Annotated in this window: 25 protein-coding genes; 13 read left to right on the forward strand and 12 right to left on the reverse strand. The window is 63.2% G+C overall.

Going from position 1 to position 24,832, the window contains the following annotated elements:
* Positions 1 to 164: 164 nt before the first annotated feature.
* Both B208_RS0106470 and B208_RS0106475 read left to right on the forward strand, forming a co-directional pair.
* A complete protein-coding gene (locus B208_RS0106470; protein ID WP_232423740.1) occupies positions 165 to 896 on the forward strand; it encodes a bacterio-opsin activator domain-containing protein in 732 nt (243 codons plus the stop codon).
* 132 nt (positions 897 to 1,028) lie between these two features.
* Positions 1,029 to 1,259 (forward strand): HalOD1 output domain-containing protein, encoded by a 231-nt coding sequence (locus tag B208_RS0106475; protein WP_007977861.1) that lies wholly within the window; start codon positions 1,029 to 1,031, stop codon positions 1,257 to 1,259.
* 214 nt (positions 1,260 to 1,473) lie between these two features.
* Here the strand turns inward: B208_RS0106475 and B208_RS0106480 are convergent, their stop codons facing one another.
* Positions 1,474 to 1,923, reverse strand: a complete 450-nt coding sequence (locus B208_RS0106480) for a pyridoxamine 5'-phosphate oxidase family protein (RefSeq protein ID WP_007977863.1) — start codon at positions 1,921 to 1,923, stop codon at positions 1,474 to 1,476.
* Positions 1,924 to 2,049: 126 nt separating this feature from the next.
* Between B208_RS0106480 and B208_RS0106485 the strand changes: the two genes are divergently transcribed.
* Complete coding sequence (locus B208_RS0106485) at positions 2,050 to 2,937, forward strand: PhzF family phenazine biosynthesis protein (protein WP_007977865.1); 888 nt, start codon at positions 2,050 to 2,052, stop codon at positions 2,935 to 2,937.
* A gap of 48 nt (positions 2,938 to 2,985) precedes the next feature.
* On the opposite strand, the gene arsB is transcribed toward B208_RS0106485, so the two are convergent.
* Both arsB and B208_RS0106495 read right to left on the reverse strand, forming a co-directional pair.
* Complete coding sequence (gene arsB / locus B208_RS0106490; RefSeq protein ID WP_007977868.1) at positions 2,986 to 4,038, reverse strand: ACR3 family arsenite efflux transporter; 1,053 nt, start codon at positions 4,036 to 4,038, stop codon at positions 2,986 to 2,988.
* A complete protein-coding gene (locus B208_RS0106495) occupies positions 4,035 to 4,424 on the reverse strand; it encodes an ArsR/SmtB family transcription factor (protein ID WP_007977870.1) in 390 nt (129 codons plus the stop codon). The genes arsB and B208_RS0106495 overlap by 4 nt, the downstream gene beginning before the upstream one ends.
* Positions 4,425 to 4,510: 86 nt before the next feature.
* Here B208_RS0106495 and B208_RS0106500 point away from each other — a divergent pair, with 86 nt between their 5' ends.
* The 3 genes from B208_RS0106500 to B208_RS0106510 all read left to right on the forward strand — a co-directional run bounded on the left by B208_RS0106500 (position 4,511) and on the right by B208_RS0106510 (position 7,247).
* On the forward strand, positions 4,511 to 4,942 hold the full coding sequence (locus B208_RS0106500) for a site-specific DNA-methyltransferase (protein WP_007977873.1): 432 nt from the start codon (positions 4,511 to 4,513) through the stop codon (positions 4,940 to 4,942).
* A gap of 71 nt (positions 4,943 to 5,013) precedes the next feature.
* Complete coding sequence (locus B208_RS0106505; RefSeq protein WP_007977876.1) at positions 5,014 to 6,480, forward strand: replication factor C large subunit; 1,467 nt, start codon at positions 5,014 to 5,016, stop codon at positions 6,478 to 6,480.
* A 59-nt stretch (positions 6,481 to 6,539) separates the two neighbouring features.
* The gene (locus B208_RS0106510; RefSeq protein WP_232423741.1) at positions 6,540 to 7,247 is read left to right on the forward strand and encodes a hypothetical protein; all 708 of its coding nucleotides are present in this window, start codon (positions 6,540 to 6,542) and stop codon (positions 7,245 to 7,247) included.
* 16 nt (positions 7,248 to 7,263) lie between these two features.
* On the opposite strand, the gene B208_RS24250 is transcribed toward B208_RS0106510, so the two are convergent.
* The 6 genes from B208_RS24250 to B208_RS0106540 all read right to left on the reverse strand — a co-directional run bounded on the left by B208_RS24250 (position 7,264) and on the right by B208_RS0106540 (position 12,306).
* Complete coding sequence (locus B208_RS24250) at positions 7,264 to 7,416, reverse strand: hypothetical protein (RefSeq protein ID WP_007977880.1); 153 nt, start codon at positions 7,414 to 7,416, stop codon at positions 7,264 to 7,266.
* Between the two features lie 65 nt (positions 7,417 to 7,481).
* Positions 7,482 to 9,149, reverse strand: coding sequence for a Na+/H+ antiporter NhaC family protein (locus B208_RS0106520; RefSeq protein WP_007977882.1), 1,668 nt, complete (start codon positions 9,147 to 9,149; stop codon positions 7,482 to 7,484).
* Positions 9,150 to 9,227: 78 nt separating this feature from the next.
* Positions 9,228 to 9,971 (reverse strand): amino acid ABC transporter ATP-binding protein, encoded by a 744-nt coding sequence (locus B208_RS0106525; protein ID WP_026177760.1) that lies wholly within the window; start codon positions 9,969 to 9,971, stop codon positions 9,228 to 9,230.
* Complete coding sequence (locus B208_RS0106530; RefSeq protein ID WP_007977885.1) at positions 9,968 to 10,798, reverse strand: amino acid ABC transporter permease; 831 nt, start codon at positions 10,796 to 10,798, stop codon at positions 9,968 to 9,970. The genes B208_RS0106525 and B208_RS0106530 overlap by 4 nt, the downstream gene beginning before the upstream one ends.
* An 18-nt stretch (positions 10,799 to 10,816) precedes the next feature.
* On the reverse strand, positions 10,817 to 11,644 hold the full coding sequence (locus tag B208_RS0106535) for a basic amino acid ABC transporter substrate-binding protein (protein ID WP_007977887.1): 828 nt from the start codon (positions 11,642 to 11,644) through the stop codon (positions 10,817 to 10,819).
* 182 nt (positions 11,645 to 11,826) lie between these two features.
* Positions 11,827 to 12,306, reverse strand: coding sequence for a COX15/CtaA family protein (locus tag B208_RS0106540; RefSeq protein ID WP_007977889.1), 480 nt, complete (start codon positions 12,304 to 12,306; stop codon positions 11,827 to 11,829).
* Between the two features lie 262 nt (positions 12,307 to 12,568).
* Here B208_RS0106540 and B208_RS0106545 point away from each other — a divergent pair, with 262 nt between their 5' ends.
* The gene (locus B208_RS0106545; RefSeq protein WP_007977891.1) at positions 12,569 to 13,648 is read left to right on the forward strand and encodes a M24 family metallopeptidase; all 1,080 of its coding nucleotides are present in this window, start codon (positions 12,569 to 12,571) and stop codon (positions 13,646 to 13,648) included.
* Positions 13,649 to 13,720: 72 nt separating this feature from the next.
* Complete coding sequence (locus tag B208_RS0106550) at positions 13,721 to 15,976, forward strand: NADP-dependent malic enzyme (RefSeq protein ID WP_007977893.1); 2,256 nt, start codon at positions 13,721 to 13,723, stop codon at positions 15,974 to 15,976.
* A 352-nt stretch (positions 15,977 to 16,328) separates the two neighbouring features.
* On the opposite strand, the gene B208_RS0106555 is transcribed toward B208_RS0106550, so the two are convergent.
* The 3 genes from B208_RS0106555 to B208_RS0106565 form a co-directional block, all read right to left on the reverse strand.
* Positions 16,329 to 16,742 carry a hypothetical protein gene (locus B208_RS0106555; protein WP_007977894.1) on the reverse strand — a complete coding sequence of 138 codons (414 nt, stop codon included), beginning with the start codon at positions 16,740 to 16,742 and terminating at the stop codon, positions 16,329 to 16,331.
* Positions 16,743 to 16,877: 135 nt separating this feature from the next.
* Positions 16,878 to 17,642 carry a DUF3592 domain-containing protein gene (locus B208_RS0106560; RefSeq protein WP_007977897.1) on the reverse strand — a complete coding sequence of 255 codons (765 nt, stop codon included), beginning with the start codon at positions 17,640 to 17,642 and terminating at the stop codon, positions 16,878 to 16,880.
* A gap of 199 nt (positions 17,643 to 17,841) precedes the next feature.
* Positions 17,842 to 18,477 (reverse strand): reverse transcriptase-like protein, encoded by a 636-nt coding sequence (locus B208_RS0106565; protein WP_007977899.1) that lies wholly within the window; start codon positions 18,475 to 18,477, stop codon positions 17,842 to 17,844.
* A 130-nt stretch (positions 18,478 to 18,607) separates the two neighbouring features.
* On the opposite strand from B208_RS0106565, the gene B208_RS0106570 reads away from it, so the two are divergent.
* Genes B208_RS0106570 through B208_RS24910 form a run of 5 tightly spaced genes read left to right on the forward strand, consistent with a single transcriptional unit; the run spans position 18,608 to position 24,748 of the window.
* Complete coding sequence (locus tag B208_RS0106570) at positions 18,608 to 20,224, forward strand: ABC transporter substrate-binding protein (RefSeq protein WP_026177761.1); 1,617 nt, start codon at positions 18,608 to 18,610, stop codon at positions 20,222 to 20,224.
* A gap of 30 nt (positions 20,225 to 20,254) precedes the next feature.
* Positions 20,255 to 21,241, forward strand: coding sequence for an ABC transporter permease (locus B208_RS0106575; protein WP_007977902.1), 987 nt, complete (start codon positions 20,255 to 20,257; stop codon positions 21,239 to 21,241).
* Complete coding sequence (locus B208_RS0106580; RefSeq protein ID WP_007977904.1) at positions 21,238 to 22,254, forward strand: ABC transporter permease; 1,017 nt, start codon at positions 21,238 to 21,240, stop codon at positions 22,252 to 22,254. The genes B208_RS0106575 and B208_RS0106580 overlap by 4 nt, the downstream gene beginning before the upstream one ends.
* Positions 22,251 to 23,438 carry an ABC transporter ATP-binding protein gene (locus B208_RS0106585; protein ID WP_007977905.1) on the forward strand — a complete coding sequence of 396 codons (1,188 nt, stop codon included), beginning with the start codon at positions 22,251 to 22,253 and terminating at the stop codon, positions 23,436 to 23,438. Before B208_RS0106580 ends, B208_RS0106585 begins: the two co-directional genes overlap by 4 nt.
* Positions 23,435 to 24,748 carry an ABC transporter ATP-binding protein gene (locus B208_RS24910; RefSeq protein WP_007977907.1) on the forward strand — a complete coding sequence of 438 codons (1,314 nt, stop codon included), beginning with the start codon at positions 23,435 to 23,437 and terminating at the stop codon, positions 24,746 to 24,748. The genes B208_RS0106585 and B208_RS24910 overlap by 4 nt, the downstream gene beginning before the upstream one ends.
* The last annotated feature ends 84 nt before the right edge of the window (positions 24,749 to 24,832 follow it).

Here is a 24,832-nt window from a genome sequence, read left to right on the forward strand (position 1 = left end):
CGAAGGAAACGACAATCCGAGAAAAGGTTTCGGTGAGTGTGAGGTATCCCTGCACGGTACGAAAACTCCGGCACTGCGGGGAGATGACCAACGTGCAGGGTCAGAGTCGTGTGTTTGCACATCTCACAGAGTTCCTAATCATCTTGGACTCGTAGCGAATGTACATGACCCGCCAACAGCCGCCCCGGTCGGGTGCGGTCGAACTGGTCTTCTCACTCCACGACGAGCGATGTTTCTTCATCGCCGCGTCCGAGCGCACGGGTGGCGAGTTCATCGGTGAGCGGGCGGTTCATCGGGCGGACGGGAACATGCTCGAATTCTTCACCGTTCGGGGCGTGAGACCCGCAACCGTGCTCGACGTCGCCGCCGACCTTCCGATGGTTCGGGAGGCCAGAGTCGTGAGCGAGCATTCCGACTCGACGTTGATGGAATTCGTGGTCAGCGGCCCGTGCGTGGCCGCGACGTTGGCGGATACGGACGCCGTGATACGGGACGTGCGGGCCGACGACGGCAACGCACGAATCGTCGCGGACGTTTCGCCACACGGCGACGTCAGAAAGGTTGTAGACCGGGTGTTCGAACGCCACGAGGGTGCTCGACTCCTGTCCAAGCGAACGCTCGGGGATACCATTCCGGGCCTCTCGAACACGTCACACAACGCACACCTGACGGCGGATTTGACGGACAAGCAACTCGCGGCGGTGGAGGTCGCAACGCGGGAAGGATACTTTTCGTGGCCCCGCGAGAGCACCGCCGCCGAGTGTGCGACGGTGATGGGCGTCTCCCAACCGACCTTCAGCCAACACCTCTGGACGGGACTGGAGAAATTGCTTCGCTCCCTGTTCGAAACCGACGAAGAAGTATCGGACGACAGCTTGGTGAATGATACCATATAGCGAACCGTTCAACATAGGCGACGCCGTGAGGTGGCTCCGCTCCCAGACTACACTACCGAGACCGACGCTTCGACCAAGAGTATCGAGTCGGTCGATTCAACGATGCATGCTACGAATCCACACCGCGAATCCATGAACCGACCGCACGGTAGCGAATCGATCAGCCAACACGTCGTATTCGAGGTGGCCGAGCAGGCGAACGTACAACCGAACGAACTCCCGCCGTTGTACGATTTCATCGACCCCGACGCACTCGATACGGTGGTCGCCAGCAATCCCGACCTCGAACTGTCGTTTTCGTTCGCCGGATACAGGGTGACAATCGACGGCGAGGATTCGATTCAGGTCCGAGAGGACGACTGACGGGAGCGCACCAATAGGCCGTTCTTCGTTCACCGCTTTTCACTGTTGTCTTACCCCGTGGAGCGGCGCGAATCGCGGCTTCGGATATCCATCGTTTCGGCCGTCCATCGCTTTTGCTCGCTCGTCGTTTCGGCCGTTCGTCGCCGTTCAAGTGGCGAGAAACGTCGAGTTCGAATCGGTCGAAATCGCCGCTGCGGTGCTCGGGTTCGAATCGTTAGGTTTCGGTGTGGGCTTCCTTCCGACTCGTCATCTCCTCGGGGTGGAGGTGGTAGAAGTCGAACGTCACTTCCCGCGAGTCGCGCTCGAACAGGTCCACAATCGGGATAGCGACCCGTTGCATCCCCCGCGTCACCTCCGAGTCGATGTCCGCCTTCGCCACCTCGTCTAACCTTCCGGTGACGACCACGCTCTTCCACCCGTCGTCCGTGTGGTCGTAGGTGACGAACGTGACCGGGCGGTCAACGACCTCCGTTTTCTCGCTCCCCGGACCGAGCGCGAGACGGAAATAGAAGTGCGTCTCGGCCGCGTCGTAGCCGTACGACACAGGCACCGAGTACGGCGATTCATCGATACCAGACGGGAACGAGATGACGCCTGTTCCGCCGCTCGTGAGAAACTCGTCCCGCTCTTCGTCGTCCATTCGGACGGATTCGATGTCCCCCATGACAACCGATATACGACGTGCTGGTGGAAAAAGGTGAGTGGTAGTCTGAATCGAATTATCGGACTCCGATTTCACTCCATCTCTTTGACAATTACACTGATGTACGTCGTGACATACGTGCTACGTATGACCGACAACCCATTTCACGTCGTAGACGTGTTCGCCCGGGAGCGGTACGCTGGCAACCAGCTCGCGGTCGTTCACGACGCGGCGTCGCTGACCGACGAGGAGATGCTGGACATCACCCGCGAGACGAATTTCTCCGAGGCGACGTTCATCGACTCCCCGGAGACGCGGGACGGCGGGTACGACGTCCGCATCTTCGACCCGGCGGAAGAAATCCCGTTCGCGGGGCACCCAACGCTCGGCACGGCGTTCGTCATCCGGGAGTTCGTCCGCGACGACCGCCCCGACGAACTCACGCTCAATCTCGGGGTCGACCAGATACCCGTCCACGTCGAACGGGACGAGGACGGCACCGAATCCTTCTGGATGCACCAGATTCCGCCGACGTTCGAGCGGACCTTCGACCACGCGCTCGCGGCCCGCGTCCTCTCGCTCGACGAGGAGGACGTCGATACGGAGTTCCCCGTCCAACTCGTCTCGACCGGTCTCCCGACGCTCGTCGTACCGCTTCGGTCGCTCGATGCGGTCCGTCGGGCGGAGACGAATCACGAACCCTACTACGAGGACCTCATCGAACCGCACGGAAACATGAACGTCGTCCTCTTCGCGCCGGAAACGGAGGCGGATAACGACCTTCACGCCCGGGTGTTCGCCGACTGCGCGGGGGTTCCCGAGGATCCGGCAACGGGCTCCTCGAACGGCTGTTTGGCGGCCTATCTGGTCGAACACGGCTACTTCGATTCGGACGACATCGACGTGCGGGTCGAACAGGGGTACGAGATGGGCCGACCGTCGCTCCTCCACCTCCGCGCTTCGAGGACGGACGAGAACATCGACGTGCGAGTCGGCGGGCGCGTGATTCCGGTCGCCGAGGGTACCCTGTTGTAGCGCCCGGCGGAAAAACAGGTGCCGAAAACGGTTCGAACCGCGCGGTCGTTAGTCGGACGATACGCCGCCGGGAACGCCCGAACGGTCGCCGAACAGTTGGTCTTTGGTTGCGAGCGCGACTCGAACGAGCGCGAGCATCACCGGAACTTCGATGAGCGGTCCGACGACCGTCGCAAGGGCGACGTTGCTCCCGATACCGAAGACGGCGACCGCGACCGCGATGGCCAACTCGAAGTTGTTCGAGGCGGCGGTAAAGGCGAGGCTCACGCTCTCGGTGTACTCGAAGCCGAGAAGCGCGCCGAGACCGTATGCGATGGTCCACAATCCGACGAAAAATAGCAGGAGGGGAATCGCTATGAGAACGATCTGGTCGGGGTTCGAGACGATGAAATCCCCTTTCAGTGCGAACATCACGACGACGGTGAACAACAACCCGAGCAAGCCGAACGGGCCGATTTTCGGGATGACGCGCTCGTAGTACGCTTCTCGGCCCATCGTTCGGAACGCGACTTTTTGCGCGACGTATCCGAGTGCGAGGGGGAGACCGAGGAAGACGAGGACCATCTGCGCGATGAGCGTCATGGAAACGGACACCGCCGTCCCCCGGAGGACGGTGAGAAACAGGAACGCGTACGGGACGAACAGCGCGATTTGGAGGAGGCTGTTGACGCCGACGCAGACCGCACACATCTCCTGATTTCCGGCCGCGAGTTCGTTCCAGACGAGCACCATCGCGATGCAGGGCGCGATGCCGACGATGATGAGGCCGGTGACGAACTCGGGGTGGCCGTCGAGGAAGACCACGGCGAGTCCGTACATGAGAAACGGCGCGACGAGCCAGTTGAACGCGAGGGTCAGGCCGATCTCCGCGCGGGCCGTCCGCGTGACACGGGGGATTCGAGCGTAGTCGATTTCGGCCATAATCGGGAATATCATCACGAACAGACCGAGCGCGATTGGTAGGCTCGTGCCGTGCCACGTGACCGCGTTGAGAACGTCGGCAACGCCGGGGACGAATCGTCCGAGCGCGATTCCGACGGCCATTGCGAGTCCGATCCAGACGGTGAGATAGCGGTCGAGAACGCCAAGGTCGTCGCTCACGCGTCGTTCACCTCGCTTTCGGCCGTCGCGAACAGTTCCGCGGCGAGGGAGGTGGCCGCGTAGTAGCGCCAGTTCCCTTCCTTTCTGCGAACGAGGAGACCGGCGGCAACGAGGTCCGAAAGTGCATGGCTCACGGCGCTCTCGCTCACGTCCACGAGCGGTTCGAGTTCACAAACACAGAGTTCGTCGCCTGCGGCGACGAGCGCCCGCGTGAGTCGGTATCGCGTCTCGTTTCCGAGAACCGCGAAGACGGGGCGGACCGCATCGTCTCCGAACGCGGTATCGGCGAGCGATTCCAACTCGCCGAGTCGTCGTTCGACGTCCGCGTCACAACACTCCCCGAGTTCGTCGGTGAGCAGGCGTCTGATTCGAGTCGTCTCGTCCATCACCCGACTGATTGAAATCCAGTTCAGATAACGTTGGCGATTTGAATCGTGGTTCAGATAGTGTCCGGAATCGGCCGCCGGTATCCGTGTCGTCGGCCGTCCTCGGGGATTCCGTCGAGAAGGGAAGCGTATCGAGCGACGAGTACACGTTTCGGATGGACCGGGTTCGCATCCCGTACAACAGCCACACGAAGGAGCATTCCATGCGTGAGCAGGGGCAGACATCGCTCTTCGGCAACGAGACGGGCTACGAGTGGAACCCGAACGCGGAGGGGGTCAAACCGCGGGACGTCATCGACGTGCTGACCGTGAACAACGCGAGCAACGAACGGGCCGACCATCCGACGCAGAAGCCCGAGGAGCACCTCCGGAAGATAGTTTGGGCGACGTCGGACAAGGACGACCTCGTACTCGACTCCTTCGGCGGGTCGGGGACGACGTACGCGGTCGCAGAACAGTTCGGGCGGAACTGGGTCGGGACGGAAAATTCGCTGACGGATTCGCGGTCGATACGCTGACGGATTTGGGGTCGTCGTTCGGCACGACAACCGTATCGTTAAGTTTCGGGACCCCCCAGTTTCGGTCAGTAATGACCGACTGGACGGAGAAATATCGCCCGACCACGCTATCGGAGGTTCGGGGGAACAACAAGGCCCGAGACAAACTGAAACAATGGGCCGACACGTGGGAGGACCACGGGGATGCCGTCATCCTCCACGGCAGCCCCGGCGTCGGAAAGACCTCGGCGGCCCACGCGCTGGCGAACGACATGGGCTGGCCGACCATCGAGTTGAACGCCAGCGACCAGCGCACGGGCGACGTCGTGAAGCGCGTCGCGGGCGAGGCGGCGAAGAGCGGGACCCTCACCGGCGGGACGGCGGGGCGACGGGTCGTCATCATGGACGAGGCGGACAACCTGACGCACAACGCCGACCGCGGCGGCTCGCGGGCCATCACGGACGTGGTGAAATCCGCAAACCAGCCGCTCATCCTCATCGCCAACGAGTTCTACGACATGTCGAACTCGCTCCGGAACGCCTGTGAGACCATCGAGTTCCGGAACGTGTCGGCGCGAAGCATCGTCCCCGCGCTCCGCGACATCTGCCGACAGGAGAACATCGAGTACGAATCCGAAGCGCTGGAAGCCATCGCCGAAAACGACAGCGGCGACCTTCGCTCGGCGGTCAACGACCTGCAAGCGGTCGCCACCACGAACGGGAAACTGACCCGCGACGACGTGGTGACGGGCGAACGCGACACGACCAGCGGCATCTTCGACTTCCTCGACGACCTCATCAAGAAACAGGACGCCGAGGGCGCGCTGAAGGCCTCCTACGACGTGGACGAGACGCCCGACAACATGCTGAACTGGATAGAGGACAACCTCCCGAAGGACTACGAGGGGCGGGAACTCGCCGACGCCTACGGCTACATGGCGAACGCGGACCGCTGGCTCGGACGGGTGCGCGCCACGCAGAACTACAAGTACTGGCGCTACGCGGGCGACAACATGACCGCGGGTGTGGCCGCCGCCCGGCAAGGAAAGAAGGGCGGTTGGACGCGCTACGGCCCGCCGAGCTACTGGCGCAAACTCGGCAGTTCGCGGGGCAAGCGCGACACCCGCGACTACATCGCCCGGAAGATTGCCGAGGAGAGCGGCATCAGCATGAGCACGGCTCGACGCGAGGTCATCCCGTTCCTCTCGGCGATGACCCACCACTGCAAGAACCGCGAACTGACCGTGGCGATGGCGGCGCAGTACGATTTGGAGGAGAAACACGTCGCGTTCGTTACGGGAAGCGGAAAGACCACGAACAAGGTTCAGAGCATCGTCGAGGACGCGGAAGAGTCGAAAGCGGAGGCGGCCGTCGAACACTCCGGCGGCGCGTTCGAGGGGTTCGCGTCGGAATCGGACGGGGACGAACCGACCGACGACGCCGAAGCGGACGAAACGGACGACTCGGCGGACGAATCCACCGAGGCGGGAGCAGCGGACTCGGAACCCGACGAGACGAAAGCCGACGACGGGCAGGCCAGTTTCGGCGACTTCACGTGAGCCGAGGGGCACCCCGTCACGGGCGAAACCAATGATTGGCTCCGCGACGAGGGGGACGTATGGAGCGGAGAGTCCTTCGGTGGGTGGTGGTGCTCGCGCTCGTCTTCGGGACGGTCGGGGGGACGACCGCCGCTGCCGTCGCGGACGGGACGAACAGGGTGGCTGGGATGAACAGGATGGACAAAGTGGCCGGGACGAACGCCCCGTCGCTGGCGATGCGAGAGGAAGTCCAGGAGGAAGAAGAGGGCGAGAACGAGGCGGAGAGAGAGAACGGTGGTGCGGGGGGCGGAATCGTCCCCGAGTGGTGGGGATTCGGCGGTGAGGCCGCGGAAGCGGCGTACGTGGGGCTGGCCGAACTCGGAGTGACCGTCCTCCTCATCGGCGTCCTCGGCTACTCGGTGGGCAAACGAACCGGCATCGTTCCGCCGAAGTACCGACTTCGGTCGCTCAAACTGCACGAGGGGACGATGCTCGTCGGGGCCGCACTCACGGTCCCGCACTTTCTGCTGGCGGAGGAGGAAGGCGGCATCGGGTCGCTCGTCGTGCTGTTTCTCGCCGTCGAAGTCGCGAGCGGGTTCTACGGCCGCCATCTGCACAGACACGTCGTTCGAATGGGACGCGGCGAAGCCACGCCCGCCGTGGTCGGGTCGGTGTTCGACGTGACGAACCGTGTCCTGTTCCGCCGCTGGCGGACGATACACGTCTGGCTGACGGTCGTGACGGCGCTGGTCATCGCCCTTCACGTCCTGACGGCGGTCGGCGACTGACCGCGAACGCCCGGAACTACCCCTTCGACTCCCGCTCGTCGCGGAGCAATCCGTACCGAACCACGTCACACCACTCCCCATCGACGTAGGCCGCGCGTCTGGAGACGCCTTCTTCGTCGGCCGGGCGGAGCGTTACGGGGTCGTTTTCGCGGAACACGGGACCGGGCATCGCGGTAGCGTTGGATTCCGAGAGATATCAAACTACCCGAATAGAAAAGCTTGGAACAACGCGGTTCAGTACGGGAAGATGCGGAATCCCTGCGGGAGGACGAACCCGAGAAGGAAGAACAACGACGCCGCGATGGTCGCGCAGATGACGGCGTAAGGTATCTGCGTCCTGACGTGGACGAGGTGGTCGCTCCCGCTGGTCGAGGACGCCAGAACCGTCGTATCGCTGATGGGCGAACTGTGGTCGCCGAAGATGCCGCCGCTGAACACAGCGCCCATGACGAGCGGGAGGTTCGCGCCGGTGGTGAACGCGATGGGCATGGCGATGGGGAACATGATGCCGTAGGTGGACCACGAACTGCCGTCGGAAAAGCTCACCATGCTGGTGATGAGGAACAGCGAGACGGGCACGAACTCCGGCGGCACGCCGGAGAAGTTGTTCGTGACGAACGAGGAGATGTCGAGGATGGTCACGGCGTTCTGGATGGAACTGGCGAACATGAGGATGACCGCGGCGAGCAAGATACCCTTGAACCCGCGCGTCATCGCCTCCGTCGCGTCCTTGTTGCTCGGGATGTCGCCCTTCGCACGGTAGAGGACGAACGCGACGACCAGCGCCGAGAAGGACGCGAGTCCGAGGCGAACTCCGCCGATGTTGAACGCCCACTTCCCGCCGTCCGGGAGCATGAGCCGATAGCCGCCGACGGAGAACAGGGTGGTCATCGACGGCGCGGTGAGGACGGGACTGCTCCGCCAAAACATCGCGCCGAGGCCGACGAGAATCATCGTGGCGATGGGGATGGCGAAGTTGCGCCAGTCAGGCGTGGCCGTCTCGGCCATCTCGTACTCGTCCATCTCGCGGGATATCATCGGGTCGTGGTCGTCGCCGACGACGCCGCCGCCGTTGCGCGCCCGCGACTCCTCGCGGTCCATGCCCATGATGTTGGGAACGACCTGCCACGCGACCAGCGCGGCGACGATGAGCGCGACCCACGAGTAGAAGCCGAAGAAGATGCTGTTGAAAAAGAGCGGCCATATCTGGTTGGTCACCGCGTGGGCCGACTCACCCTGCCCGGCGACGTACTGACTCATGTCGGCGGGGAGTTTGTCCTGTTGTTGGGCCTGCACGAGCGCCTTCCCGATGAAGCCGATGAGCGCCGCGCCCCACGTCGAGTAGAACGCGAGTCGGGCGGCGGGGCTTCCGGCGGAATCGACGTAGTAGGCGAGTTTCGCCCGCGAGACGTCGTACTTGTCCGTCAACGGGCGCATCATCGACCCGACCACCAAGCAGTTGAAGTAGTCGTCGATGTGGATGATGATGCCCGCGAGGAACGCCGCCTTCTCGGCGTCCGCCGCGGAGTCGGTTCGCGCCGTGAGCGCTTCGAGGACGCCTCGGAGCGCCCCGGACCGAATCATCAGTCCTATCATCCCGCCGATGGCGAAGATGGCGAGCAGGACGTTCTCGACGTACCACGAGTCGGAAAAGAGCGGCGCGGTGGCGATTATCGTCGGGACGTGTTTCAGGCCGAAAACCCCGCCGAGGACCGTCCCCACGGGACTTCCTATCATACTTCCCGGAACACCGGCGGAGGCGGGCTTTATCGCCCCGTAGACGACGCCAGCGCTGGCGATACCGCAGAAGAGACCGATTATCGCGTCGCGCGAATACCACGCGAGGCTGATGGCGACCAGCGCCGGAACCACCGACCAGACTCCGGCATGAATCGTTTCCATACCCTTGTTCCCGAGCAGTCGAACAAATGGGTTTTGGGCGATTGCGTGGCGAACGAATACCGAAGAAAAACGCTCAATTCAGTGAACCCGTGCGAGGAACTGCCTCGCACGCTCGGTTTCGGGATGGGCGAAGAAGTCCGCCGGCGGTCCCGACTCCACGATGCGGCCCTCGGACATGAGGACGACCCTATCGCCCACTTCGCGGGCGAAGCCCATCTCGTGGGTGACGACGAGCATCGTCATCCCTTCCTCGGCTAAGTTGCGCATCACTTCGAGCACCTCGCCGACGAGTTCGGGGTCGAGCGCGCTCGTCACCTCGTCGAACAGCATGACGCTCGGGTCCATGGCCAGCGCGCGGGCGATGGCGACGCGCTGTTGTTGCCCGCCCGAAAGCTGGTTGGGATAGGAGTCGGCTTGGTCCGAGAGACCAACGCGGTCCAACATCGCGGTCGCCCACTTCGTCGCCTCCGACTCCTCGAACCCCTTGACCACTTGCGGCCCGAGGGCGACGTTTTCGACCGCGGTCTTGTGCGGGAAGAGGTTGAAGCTCTGGAACACCATCCCGATGTGCTGGCGCAGGCTGTTCACGTCCACGTCCGGGTCGGTTATCGACTCGCCCTCGATGCGAATCTCGCCGCCTTGAATCTCTTCGAGGCGGTTCGTACACCGCAAGAGCGTCGATTTGCCGCTCCCGCTCGGGCCGACGACGACGACCACTTCGCCGTCCTCGACGGAGAGCGAGACGTCCTTCAGGACGTGCGTCTCGCCGAAGTACTTGTCAACGCTGTCGTACTCGACTTCGGGAACGTCGGGGGCGCTCATCGTTCCGTCCCCCACATGGAACGTTCCTCCATCGTTCGGACGAGTTTGCCGAGCGGCACCGTGATGACGAGGTAGGCGACGGACACCACGACGATGGGCGTCCACGCGTCGAACGTCGCGCTGTTCACGTTCCGGAAGACGCTGATGAGTTCGGGAATCGCCAGCACCGTCAGCAGCGACGTGTCCTTGACGAGGATAACGAGGTCGTTGCCGATGGCCGCGAGCGCGTTCCGCCACGCTTGGGGCAGGACGACGTAGCGCATCGAGTCGATGTACGACATGCCGAGCGAGCGCGCCGCCTCCGACTGCCCGCCGGAGACGGAGTTGATGCCGCCCTTGACCGCCTCGCCGATGTAGGCGGTGTGGTTCAGCGTCAACCCGATGATGGCCGCCGCGAAACTCCAGTTCTGGAGCGGGAACTGTCCCGGCGGCCAGAACGCCGGAACGCCGAGGTAGACGACGAACAACTGGAACAGCAGCGGCGTTCCGCGGAAGAACTCGACGTACAGCGTCGCTATCCGCTGGGTGAACCCGGTTTGTGACACGCGACCCAATCCGACCATCACGCCGAAGGTGAGCGACAGGACGCCCGAGATGAGGATTATCTGGAGGACGAGCAACAGCGCGTCGATGAACTGCGGGAGGATGGTCACCAGCAGTTGATAATCCACGAACTGCGTGAGGATCAACAGGAGGAAGAACGCGACGCCGAGCGAGAAGACGCCCGCGATGGCGATACCGAGCCACCTGACCCGCCGGTCGTTCAACCACCCCGTTTCACCGTCCGTCGGTCGCTCGATACCCCGCTCGGTGTATGTCTCGGCCATGAGGGACTCCTGCGGCGCTTAGCCGCTGGTCGTGCCTCCCGGCGTCTGGAAGTACTTGTTGTACAGTTCGTCGTACGTACCGTTGTCTCGGATGGTCGAGAGCGCGTCGTTGACCTGGTTTTTGAGTTGGTCGTCGTTCTTCCGGAAGGCGATGCCGTACTCCTCGACGGTGAGCGTGAGATACGGCGGCGCGTTTTCCTTCCCCTGTTCCTGGGCGGCACCCTCCCCCTTCAGGAACGTTACGTTGTCGTTCTGTTGGGCGAACTCGGCGTTGACCGTGTTGTCGTTGATGACGGCCGCGGCTTGGTTGTTCCCCAGCGCCGAGAACGCGCCCGGAATCTGGTCGTAGCTGTCGATGGTGAGGTCGCCGTTGAACTGCTTTTTCAGGTCCTGTGCGGCGGCCTCCCCCGTCGTCCCTTTCTGCACGGCGACCGTTTCGCCCTTCAAATCCTGCAGCGACGTTATGTCGCTGTTTTTCAGGATGAGGACGGTCTGATACGCCGTGAAGTACGGGTCGGAGAAATCGACCTGTTTCGACCGTTCCGGCGTGATGGTCATCGCGCTCATGATGACGCGGAAGTTCCCGTTGTTCAAACTCGGGATGATGGTGTCGAAGCTCGTCTGGACGAACTCGTAGTTGCGGTCGAGTTGCCCCTCGAAAACGGCATTGGCGATGTCCACGTCGAAACCGACGAGCTCGCCGGTCTTGGTCCGGTATTCGAACGGGCGATACGGGATGTCGGAACCGATTCTGATGGTGCCGTTGTTCTGTGCGCTCGCGTTTTCGGCGAACGTCAGCGCGGCGATAGCTCCGCCGGTCCCCCTGAGAAAGCTCCGTCTGTGCATTGTAGTTCTCCCCGATACTACATAGTCAAACAGCCTATAGAAGGCTACTGTCGGTTACTAACACCGTTTCAATAAAAATTTTGCCGGTCGCCCGCTGGTCGTTCGTCGGCGAATCGTTGGTCGTTCGCCAGTTGTCGGTTAGTCGTTTGTCAGCGAATCGTTGGTCGTTCGCCAGTTGTCGGTTAGTCGTCCGACGGGTAGCCGCCGGGCGAATCCGTCGCGGGTGCCGTCGCCTGCTGGGGTTCCTCGTAGGCCCACAGCGTCGTCGCGAGGAGCGACGAGAATATCACCATCGCGGCGGCGTGGTGGGCCGTCTGCACGAGCGGTCCGTAGATGAGCACCGTCGCGCCGCCGAGCAACACCTGCACCGGGAGGACGACCAGCGCGAGGGTCGCCGCGGCGCGGATTCGCGTGCTGTCGTAGTACTTCCACGCGCCGATGGTGGTGCCGAGGATGAAGAAGCCGGTCACCATGGCGACGAGTCGGTGGAACCACTCGATGAAATCCGGAATGGTTTGCGGAAGGACGCCTCCACGACAGAACGGCCAGTCCTGACCGCACGAGAGTCCCGCACCCATCGCGGCGGTGTACACGCCGAGCAGGATGAGGATAAAGGTCAGTGCCGTCGTGAACGCGGCGAAGCGTCGAAATCGTGACCCCATCAGTTACGCACCTCGGATTGGTCGTCTCCTATCACAGTAATCCCCTTTCTCGGGTGTTAGAAAGCGGTGTACTTAGGTCTGTCCGACTTTCCCGGAGACTGGGAGCGGAGGGAGAAACCGACGGGAGAACGAGAGACGACGCACGGAGTGGGTGGAGGAAGACGAGGTGTCGGGAGGTGCGGGGCGGAACGTCTCAGCCGGGACGACACCAAAAATGGAGCCAATCACTCGTTTAAAGGAGTGCGGACGCAATACAGCGAGTATGACGAAACGAGACCGTCTCGATGGCTTGCTCGCCGACCGTGACCTCGAATCCGTCTGGTTCGCGCGGCCGAATTCGTTCGCGTGGCTCACGGGCGGAAACAACGTCGTTGACCGCGAGGGCGACATCGGCGTCGCGGGGGTCGGCTACGACGGCGACGGCTTCCGCGTCGTCACGGACTCCATCGAGGCGGCGCGACTCCGCGAGGAAGAACTCCCCGACCACATCCCGGTCGCCGAGTACGAGTGGTACGAATCGTCGTTGGCCGAAGCGGTCGCCGACCGCGCGACGACGCCCGCCGCCGCGGATTTCGACGTGCCGGGATTCGAGTCGGTGGACGCCTCGCCGCTCCGGCAACCCCTCACGGACGAGGACGTGGACGCGTACCGGGAACTGGGAGCCGAAACCGCGGCCGCGGTCGAGGCCATCTGTCGGGAGTTGGACCCGACCGACACCGAGCGGGAAATCGCGTCGGCGGTTCGCGGCGCGCTCTCCGCGCGCGGCATCGAAACGCCAGTGGCGCTCGTCGGCGGGAGCGAACGGGCACAGCGGTACCGCCACTACACGCCGACCGAGGCGGAACTGGGCGACTACGCGCACGTCTCCGTGACCGCCGAACGGCACGGGTTGCACGCGAGTTGCACCCGAACCGTGGCGTTCGACGCGCCGGACTGGCTCGCGGAGCGACACCGGGCCGCCGCAATCGTGGAGACGACGGCGCTCGCGGCAACGCAACAGATAGCGGCGTTCGACGGACGGGCGAAGGACGTCTTCGAGGCGATTCGAGCGGCCTACGAACACGTCGGCTACGCGGGCGAGTGGAAACACCACCATCAGGGCGGCGCGGCGGGCTACGCCGGGCGCGAGTGGATCGCAACGCCAACGACGGACGACGAAATCGTACTGCCGATGGCCTACGCGTGGAACCCGACCGTGCAGGGGGCAAAGAGCGAGGACACCGTTCTCATTGCCAAGGACGGAATGGAGATCCTCACCGAGACGGGGAACTGGCCCGCTGAATCCGTGATGGCGTTCGACTACGAGGGAGCGCTCCCGCGTCCGACCGTCCTCGAACTCTGAGTTCGACGAACGTCGAAGGTAAATTCGACGCATTGGGATACCTTTTTACAGGCGGACGAAAACGTACCCGGCATGGGACTCGACGAGGATTCACTCGATTACCACCGGAGCGACCCGCCGGGGAAGATAGAGATATCGACGACGAAGCCGACGAACACGCAGCGCGACCTGAGTCTCGCCTACTCTCCCGGTGTCGCCGCCCCCTGTAACGAAATCGCCGACGACGCCGGAAAGGCGTACTCCTACACCGCGAAGGGGAACCTCGTCGCCGTCGTTTCGAACGGCAGTGCCGTCCTCGGCCTCGGGGACATCGGCGCACAGGCGTCGAAACCCGTGATGGAGGGGAAGGGCGTTCTGTTCAAGCGATTCGCCGACATCGACGTGTTCGACATCGAACTCGACCAGCAGGACCCAGACGACATCGTACGAACGGTGAGCGCGATGGAGCCAACCTTCGGCGGCGTCAATCTGGAGGACATCAAGGCGCCGGAGTGCTTCGAAATCGAAGAGCGCCTGCGTGAAGAGATGGACATCCCCGTCTTCCACGACGACCAACACGGCACCGCCATCATCAGCGGGGCCGCCCTCCTCAACGCGGCGGAACTCACCGAGAAGGACCTGAGCGACCTGGAAATCGTCTTCTCCGGCGCTGGCGCGAGCGCCATCGCCACCGCTCGCTTCTACGTCTCGCTCGGCGCGCGAAAGGAGAACATCACCATGTGCGACTCCTCGGGCATCATCACCGAACAGCGCGTGCGAAACGGCGAGGTCAACGAGTTCAAGACCGAGTTCGCCCGCGACGTCCCCGAGGGCGACCTCGCGGCCGCGATGGAAGGCGCGGACGTGTTCGTCGGCCTCTCCGTCGGCGGCATCGTCAGTCAGGACATGGTGCGGTCGATGGCCGACAATCCGTTCATCTTCGCCATGGCGAACCCGGACCCGGAAATCGACTACGAGGACGCGAAGGAGGCCCGCGACGACACGGTTATCGTGGCGACCGGGCGCTCGGACTACCCCAACATGGTCAACAACGTCCTCGGATTCCCGTTCATCTTCCGCGGTGCGCTCGACGTTCGTGCGAGCGACATCAACGAGGAGATGAAGGTCGCCGCCGCGCGCGCGCTGGCGAAACTCGCCAAGAAAGACGTGCCGGACGCCGTGGTCAAGGCCTACGGCGACCAACCGCTTCAGTTCGGTCCGGATTACATCATCCCGAAACCGCTCGACCCGCGCGTGCTGTTCGAGGTCGCGCCCGCCGTCGCCGACGCGGCGATGGAAACCGGCGTGGCCCGGAGCGAACTCGACACCGACGAGTACGTCGAGACGCTCGAAGCGCGACTGGGCAAGTCCCGCGAGATGATGCGCGTCGTCCTGAACAAGGCCAAAAGCGACCCCAAGCGCGTCGCGCTTTCCGAAGGGACGGACCGGAAGATGATTCGCGCGGCCTACCAGATGCGCGAGGAGGGTATCGCCAACCCCGTCCTCATCGGCGACCGCGACGAAATCGAGACGAACGTCGCCGACCTCGGCCTCGATTTCGACCCCGACGTCGTGGACCCGAAGAACGGCGACCACGGTGGCTACGCCGACCGACTCTACGAACTTCGTGGCCGCAAGGGCATCACCCGGAACGAGGCGGGCGAACTCATCGAGAAGGACTCGAACTACTTCGGCAGCGTGATGGTCGAACAGGGCGACGCGGACGCCATGCTGACGGGGTTGACCCACCACTACCCGTCGGCGCTCCGCCCGCCGCTCCAGGTCATCAGCACCGCGCCGGATGTGGACTACGCCGCCGGAGTCTACATGCTCACGTTCAAGAACCGCGTCGTCTTCTGCGCCGACGCGACGGTCAATCAGGCACCCGACGAGGACGTGCTGACCGAAGTGACAAAGCAGACCGCCAAACTCGCTCGGCGGTTCAACGTCGAACCGCGGGCCGCGCTCCTCTCGTACTCCAACTTCGGCAGCGTCGATAACGAGGGCACGCGCAAGCCGCGCAAGGCCTCCAAGATGCTCCGCGAGGACCCCGAGGTCGACTTCCCCGTCGACGGCGAGATGCAGGCCGATACGGCCGTCGTCGAGGAAATCCTCAACGGCACCTACGAGTTCTCGGAACTGGACCAACCCGCGAACGTGCTCGTCTTCCCGAACCTCGAAGCGGGTAACATCGGCTACAAACTCCTCCAGCGACTCGGCGGCGCGGAGGCCATCGGCCCGATGCTCGTCGGCATGGACAAACCCGTCCACGTCCTCCAGCGCGGCGACGAGGTTAAAGACATCGTGAATCTGGCGGGCGTTGCGGTCGTTGACGCTCAGCAAGAATAATTTCCGCGAACGACGAGGCGCGGAGCGCCTCGGACGTGAGCGGCTCTTTTTTCGTGGAGGTTTTTTGCGCGAGTGGCACCCGCAACGCCGGAGGCGTGAGGACGCCCGAGCGGAAAAAAGGTCCAAACGACATCGTGAATCTGGCGGGCGTTGCGGTCGTTGACGCTCAGCAAGAATAATTTCCGCGAACGACGAGGCGCGGAGCGCCTCGGACGTGAGCGGCTCTTTTTCGGGGACGCGAATGCCATCGCGCCAGAACCATCTCTGGCCGTCGAAAACGACGGCCGAAAGTGTATCACTAAAATGAACTGGAAGGTACTGATATCTACTAAATGATACTAACTACTTCCATCTACCGCGGTCGGTCGCTGACGGAGGGTTCGTACGCCGTCGATTCCTCATCGACCGAGTACAACCGTTTTACCGGGACGACGGTGTGCATCTTCGCTACGCCGCCCTCGTGCCGTCGCCACTTCGTGGAGTCGTGGAGTGCGTACCGCTCGGGGGACCGGGCTTTCAGTTCGGCGACCAACTCCGCGAACCGCTCCCCGTCGAACCGCGCTTCGGGGATGAAATCGGTATCGACGACCAACGAATCCCGCCGCGGAACGCGGTCGAGTCTGCCCTCGCAAACGCGTTCGAACTCGGACGCCAACGACGGCAGGTCCGTGTCGAGGGGGAGTTTGACGTACGCCTGTCTGTAGTCCGGCCGATCCGTCTTGCGCTTCCAGTACCGCGAGAACCAATCGAGTATCCGCGTGCCCATTCGCGTGCCACCGTGATGTCCCACTCAAACGGAGATAGTAGGCGTTTCGCTGTTCGTATCTCCCGGATTCGTGAGTAATTCTAGTATCGGACCGAACGCGAATCGGCGGCCGAACGGGACCGGGACCCGAACATATCAGAAGTCGGACCGGAGTTCGAACGCGAACGCGACCGCGCCGACGAGGAGGCTCACGTACGCGACGGAACTGTAGGGGCGGCCCGAAACGAGGAAGTAGTGCGCGAAGACGGCGACGACGGCGACGTAGAACCCCGCAGAGAGCGCCAGCAGGTGACGGTCGTCGGTTATCGGGGTGTCCGTGTGCGCGTTCACGTCGGCCGCCGTCGAGTCCGACCGGCGCGTCGGCCAGTCGTCGTCCCACTCGTCCGCGTCGAGGGACGGCGGGTCGGTGAGTATCGACTCGCTCCCCTTTTGGCGTCCGGTGTCCCGGTTCGGGAGTAGCTTCCGAACCCAAACGGAACCGGGGTTCAGACTGTCGCGGAGGAGGACCAACCCGGCGAGCAGGACGAGGTACGCCGGGAAGAAGGTGTAGTTGCCGGACAGGAACGACTTCGAGGGGTCGTCCGCCGCGTAGTGGACGGTGACTCGTTTGCCCTCCGCGTACCGATTCACGAGCGCGGTGGCCTCCGGTCGCTCCCCGCCGGGGATTTTGCTCGACGAGTAGACGTTATCGTTCCGGTAGGTCGTCCCGGCGACCGAATAGCGGTAGTCGATGGTGGGATAGTACGACTTCGAATCGCCGAATATACTGGGTTTCCCCGTCCGCTCCGAGTGGACGGCGGTCGAAACGACGGTTCCGTCCGTCGTCTCGTAGGTGGTGATCTTTCGGTGCTGGCTGTACAGCGAATTGCCACCATAGCCGATCAGTGCGAGCGCGAGCACGAAAGCGAGGACTCTCCGGCTTCGATTCGACGGCATGCGTCTCTGGCTGAAATCGCTCGTCTCGTTTGAATTAGCTATCGGTTTCGGTGACTCGAAATCGGGGCAGTGGAAACCGGGCCGGCGGAAACCGGGTCAGCAGGCTACTCGGCCGCGTTCGTCTGCCGGAAATCGACGAGGAAACGCGAATCTCGTCGCTGTCTCACCCGCTCGCGTGTCTGTCGGCGCGGGACGGCGGCGGAATCTGCGGTTCGCTCGACTCCGGAACGTCGGGGAGGAGACACCGCTCGGGTTCGCGGTTGACGTGCGCGTACTGCTCGGGTGCGTTCGCCAGCGGATGAGCGGGGTTCTGCTCGCTTCGAATCCGTGCGGCACGGAGTTCGCCGAACCCGGCGATTCTGGCGCGGATACCCCGCCAGTGGTGTTTGCCCGCGAGCGGGACGGAGAACGGTTTCGGCGGTCGGCAATCCGTCCGGTTGTGGGCGAGGACGGCGTTGTTGACGTTGGCGGCCAGTTGGTCGTGGTCCACTAGCACGCCGACGCGTGCGTTTCTGGGTGCGCGGACGGCCAACACGTCGAGGCCGAGGTGGAGCGCCCGATACTCGGCGACGTTGTTGTCGGGCACGTCACTATCGGGGACGGAGAGACGGGCGACGCGCCTGCCGTCGCGCGTTTCGATGATTACGCCGAGTCCACCGGCACCGGACTCCCGGTCGAACGACCCGTCGCTCGTGACGTAGAAATCACGGTGATGGGTGTGAGGTGGGTGGGCGATGTGTGGGGTGGGCGACTCATCGAACAGATCACGTAATGAGGGATGACGGCCGTGAACGGCCATATTTCCCGGTTCGGTATCGGGTCACATAAATCTGCGGTTAGGTTCGTTATAAAGTGTCATGAGATAATGGGACGCGGGCGATGTTGTCCCATACCACAGATATATATGCAATTACCCGCCATGTCAGGGTATGCCCGATGAGCGACTAAATCGGCGGACGTATTTGAAGTTTGCAGGAGGCGCAGCGGCGTCAGCGGCCCTGGCGGGCTGTACTGGCGGTGGGGACAACCAGAATCAGGATGGAACCGACGGTCAAACGTCCAGTACCGACAGCGGAGGGGATGGCGGCGGAAACACGACAGGGGATTTCCCCGCGACCATCACGCAAGGACAGATGCCGTCCACGCTCGACCCACATAACCACCGGGAGACGACCACGGATAACGTCGTCCTACAGGCCTACGAGGGTCTGCTCTCGCGCAACGCGGACGGGAAAATCATCAAAAAGCTGGCGACGAAGTACGAGCGGACCGGCGACAAGACGGTCAAATTCACCATCCGCGACGGCGTGAAGTTCCACAACGGCGACACGCTGACCGCGGAGGACGTGGCCTTCAGCATCAACCGCATCGTGAAGTCCGGCGTCGGCGGGCTCGAAAGCCCACAGAAAGACCAGTTGTCGGGCGTGACGGGTGCGAAAGCCATGGACGGCGCGGTGGAAGTCACGTCGGACGGGGTGAATCCCATCATCTTCGCCCTCTTCGCGTCCTACTGTGACATCATGCAGAAGTCGTGGGTCGAAAGCCACGACAAGAACTACGTCGCGAAGAACATGAACGGGACCGGACCGTTCAAACTCAAGGATTACACGGAGGACGTGAAGGTCGTCTTCGAGCGCAACGAGGACTACTGGCAGGAACCGGCCTCGGTTTCGGAACTCACGTTCAACGCGGCGAAGGAGTCCAGCACGCGGGTGAACCAACTCGTCAACGGCGAGACGGACATCATCGTCAACGTGCCGCCGCAGGACGCGGGACGCGTGAAGGGGAACTCGAAATCCCGCCTCGCGGCGGTTCCGAGCACGCGCATCATCTACAACGCGATGCGCTACGACGTGAAACCGTTCGACAGTCCGAAGTTCAGGCAGGCGATGAACTACGCCATCGACCTCCAGAGCATCATCAAGAACGTGCTTTCGGGCTTCGCGGACCAGACCGGTCAGCCCACGCTGAAGGAGTTCACCGGCTACAATTCTAACGTCGAACCGTACCCGGCGAACAAGAAGAAGGCGGAACGACTGGTCGAGGAGAGCGGCAACGCCGGAGCGACGATTACCCTTCACACGCCCGTCGGACGGTACCTGAAGGACTTGGAGATAGCGCAAGCGGTGGCCCAGCAGATAGACCAACTCAAGAACGTCAACTGCTCGGTTCAACAGCGAGACTTCAACGCGCTCGCGGGAGAGCTGACGGACGGGAAGATAAAGACGGGACCGCACTTCTACCTCATCGGTTGGGGGAACGCGACGTTCGATGCGAGCCAAACCATCATTCCGCTGCTCACGACCGACGGCGCGCTGACCTCCTACAGCAACGAGAAGGTGGACAAGCTGATGAAGGAGGCACAGAACATGCCCGACGGCGACAAGCGTAACGGGAAACTGAAGGAGGTGAACAAACTCCTCCACGACCAAGCGCCGTGGATATTCCTCAACCAGCAGTACAGCGTGTACGGCGTCAGCCAGCGCCTCAAGTGGAAGGCCCGTACGGACGAACGCATCAACGCATACGCTATCTCTCCAAAGTAGATGAACGCACTATCGATGGGGTGGTTATAGATGTCGATGGGACGATTTCTGCTCCGACGGAGCGTCCAAGGAATCTTCGTCATCTGGGGGGTCGTGACCGTGGTGTTTCTGCTCCGATTCGTCACGCCCGGGAACCCGATTACGGTCATCGCCCCCTTGGATGCCAGTCCGGCGCTGAAACATCGAATCGCGGTCGAACTCGGGCTGAACCAACCGCTGTACGTCCAGTACGGCGAGTACATCTGGAACCTGCTCCACGGGGACATGGGCTATTCGTTCATCTCGGGAACGCAAGCCAGCACGCGCATCTTCGCTCGCCTCCCGGCGACGGTCGAGTTGGCGGTCGCGTCGAGCATCGTCGCAATCGTGCTCTCGATTCCGCTGGGGGTCATCAGCGCGACGCGGCGTCACGACCCGGTGGACTACGCCGCGACGACGTTCTCGCTCGCGGGAATCAGCACGCCGAACTTCTGGCTCGGCATCATGCTGGTGTTGCTCCTCGCGGTCGGGGGACCGTTCCCGACGAGCCATCGCGGTATCGGGTTCGTGCCCGCGGTGGAAATGCTGTTCTCGCAGGGAAGCGTGAGCGGACTCGTAACCTGGGCGAAACACATCTTCCTCCCGGCGATAACGCTGGGAACGTACTTCACCGCGCTCATCACGCGGCTCACCCGGAGCGGCATGCTCGACGAACTGGGCAAGACCTACATCCGAGCATCGCGGGCCAAGGGACTCCCGGAGACGCTGGTGCGGTACAAACACGCGCTCCGAAACACCCTCATTCCCGTCATCACCGTCCTCGGCCTGCAGTTGGGGACGCTCATCGGCGGTGCCGTCATCACCGAATCGGTGTTCGCGTGGCCGGGGCTCGGGACGTTGGTCATCAACTCCATCAACGCCCGTGACTGGCCGCTGATTCAGGGGTCGCTCATCGTCATCGGCACCGGATTCGTCCTCGTGAACATCTTCGTGGACTTCCTGTACGCGTACATCAACCCGCAGGTGGTCTACGAATGATTTCGCCGCGGACGCTTCGGAACCTCAAGCGGGAGTTCCGTCAGAGCCTCTTGGCGAAAATCGGCATCGTCGTCGTCATCGCGGTGGTACTCGTCGCGGTGTTCGCCCCGGTTATCGCACCGCACAATCCGAACCGGCAGAACCTCGACAACTCGAAACTGCCGCCGCTCGGGTTCAGCAAGAAGACGACCCAAACGAGTTCGGAGATGGTCGACGGCGAGATACAGATAACCAACAACACGACGTACGTCAAGGCACAGCCGTCGCATCCGCTCGGAACGGACCAACTCGGGCGCGATATGCTTTCGCGGGTGATTTACGGTGCGAGAACGTCGCTCCTCGTCGGTCTCTTCGGGACGGTGCTGGCGATGCTCATCGGCGTCACCGTCGGGTTGGTCGCGGGGTACTACGGCGAAATCGTGGACGACGCGCTGATGCGGAGCGCGGACATCATGCTGGCGTTCCCGTCGCTGGTGTTAGCGATAGCGCTGGTCGGCATGTTCAGGCGGTCGGTGTTCACGATACCCGACCCGGTAGTCGCCGCCGGACTCGTCTCGGGGATGCCCGGTCAAATCGCGATTCCGGGAACGGTCGTCATCGTCGTCGCGCTCGTGAACTGGGTCTGGTTCGCCCGCGTCTCGCGCGGCGAGGCTCTAACGGTGGTCGGCGAGGAGTACGTCAAAGCCTCCCGCTCGGTCGGCGCGAAGGACTCCTTTATCCTTCGAAAGCACATCCTGCCGAACAGCGTGACGCCCATCATCGTGCTCGCCACCATCCAAATCGCGGCCATCATCCTCCTCGAAAGCTCGCTTTCGTACCTCGGCTTCTCCGGGGTGAACCTCTCGTGGGGATTCGACATCGCACAGGGGAAAGACTACCTCGCCACGTCGTGGTGGATTTCGACGGTTCCGGGGCTCGCCATCGTCATCACCGTCATCGGCATCAACCTCGTCGGTGACTGGTTGCGCGACGCGCTCGACCCCGGTATCGAGGGCGAAGGAGGTGGCGTATGAGCGACCTGCTTCGCGTGCGCGACCTCTCTACCCGCTTCTTCACGGAGAAGGGGCAGGTCAACGCCTGTGAGTCCATCAGCTTCGACGTGCAGGAGGAAGAGGTGTTCGGCGTGGTCGGCGAGTCCGGGTCGGGGAAGAGCGTCGCCGCGCTCTCCATCATCGACCTCGTGGAGTCGCCCGGCAAAATCACGTCGGGCGAGGTGTGGTATCGAAACGCCACGCTCGCCGAAGAAGTCGAGGGCGACCGTCCCGAGGCGGTCGACGGCGAGTTCGTGGACATCCGTCAGCTGACGACGCGCGAGCGCCGCGCCTTGCGCGGACCGTCGTTCAGCATGATATTTCAGGACCCGATGAGCAGCCTGAACCCGTCGATACCCGTCGGCGAGCAGATAGCCGAAGCCGTCGAGGTGCAGCGCCGGGCGAGGTCGAACCCGCGTTCGACCCGCTCGCGGACGCAAGGGTACGGCCTCGCGAGCCTCGTCGCGGGCACGGTGCTCCCCTCCCAAAGCTACGTCAGCGAACCGAGCCGCGCGAAGGCGATCGAACTGCTCGAACAGGTCGGTATCCCCGACCCGGCGGACCGCGCCGACGAGTATCCCCACCAGTTCTCGGGCGGGATGCTCCAGCGGGCGATGATCGCCCAAGCGCTCGCCGGTGAACCGGACCTGCTCATCGCGGACGAGCCGACGACGGCGCTCGACGTGACGATACAGGCCCAAATCCTCGACCTGCTCCGCGACTTGCAGGCCGACACCGGAATGAGCATCATGCTCATCACGCACAACCTCGGCGTCGTCGCGCGGATGTGTGATCGCGTCGGCGTGATGTACGCCGGTGAACTGGTCGAACGCGGAACCCTCGAAGACGTGTTCGACGCGCCGGTCCATCCGTACACGCAAGGATTGCTCGGGTCGCTTCCCGACTTGGAGGACCCGGCACCGCGTCTCCAACCCATCGAGGGGAACGTCCCCGACCTGCTGGATTCGGAGATGGGCGAGCGCTGTTACTTCGCCGACCGCTGTCCGAAGGCGATGGAGGAGTGTCTCTCCCATCCGTCGATGCACGACGCGGGCGGTAGCACCGAACACGAAGCGCGCTGCGTTCTCACCGAAACCGAGTACGACGAGTCGCGCGCGCTCTCGTCGAACCACTTCGGAGAATCCCAAACGGAGGAGAAACGATGACCGACCATCTCGTTCGCGTCGAGGAACTGCAGAAGTACTACTTCGAACAGAACACCCTGACCGACCGAATCCTCGGTCGTGAGCCGAAGAGCGTGAAAGCCGTCGATGGCATCTCGTTCGCCATCGAAGAGGGCGAAACCCTCGGATTAGTCGGCGAGTCCGGGTGTGGCAAATCAACGACGGGGGAGACCCTGTTGAGCCTCCGCGACGCGACGGACGGGAAGGTCGTCTTCGACGGTCGGAACGTCTACGACATGGACGACCTGACGGAGTTCAGAAAGCGGGCGCAAGTCGTCTTTCAGGACCCCTTCTCCAGCCTCGACCCGCGGATGACGGCGGGCGAAATCATCCGCGAACCGCTGGACGTTCACGGCGTCGGGTCGCGGACGGAACGCCGCGAGCGCGTCGAAGACCTCATGGAACGCGTCGGGTTGTCGGCGGAGCAGATAGACCGCTACCCCCACGAGTTCTCCGGAGGGCAGCGCCAGCGCATCGGCATCGCCCGCGCGCTGGCACTGGAACCGGACTTCATCGTGCTGGACGAACCCGTCTCGGCGCTGGACGTGTCCGTGCAGGCGCAGGTGTTGAACCTCCTGCAGGACCTCCAGAACGAACTCGGCCTGACGTACCTGTTCATCGCCCACGACCTCTCGGTGGTTCGGCACATCTCCGACCGCGTGGCGGTGATGTACCTCGGCGAAATCGTCGAACTCGGGCCGGTGGACGAGATATTCACCGCCCCGCAACACCCCTACACGAAGGCCCTGCTGGAGAGCGTGCCGCGCGCCGATACGAGCGAGCAAGAGCGCGACATCCACACGCTCTCGGGCGACGTGCCGTCGCCGCGCAATCCGCCGTCCGGGTGTCACTTCCGAACGCGGTGTCCGAACGTCATTCCTCCCGACGACATCGAGATTTCCCAATCCGCGTACCGCGAGGTGATGGATTACCGAGAACGGCTCGAATCGGGCGAACTCACCCTGAAGGGCGTTCGGGAGTTGGCCGCCGGTGCGGAGAAGAAACCCGAAGACGTAGACGACGAGGCCCTCGAAGCCGAGTTGTGGGACGAACTGTTCGACGACGAACTGGAGGGCGAAAACCGCGCGACCGTCTCCGAATCGTTCGACCGGTTCGTCGCGGGCGACCGCGACGGTGCCATCGCCGTGATGGCGGAACGCTTCGAGAGCATCTGTGAGCGCCGGACCCCGATGCTCCAGAGCCGCGAACACCCCGCGGCCTGTCACCTCTACGACCAACCGCCGGAGTCGGAGCGAGAGGCGGAACGGGAAGTGGAGTCGTCGGCGGACTGAACGGCCGGTCACGACGCCTATTTTTCGCGCGCCGGACGAGTGGCTCTAGACGAAGACTTATAAGCAAAGGAGCACTACTGTATG

Origin of the sequence: Haladaptatus paucihalophilus DX253, from assembly GCF_000376445.1 — an archaeon.
GTDB classification, from domain to species: domain Archaea; phylum Halobacteriota; class Halobacteria; order Halobacteriales; family Haladaptataceae; genus Haladaptatus; species Haladaptatus paucihalophilus.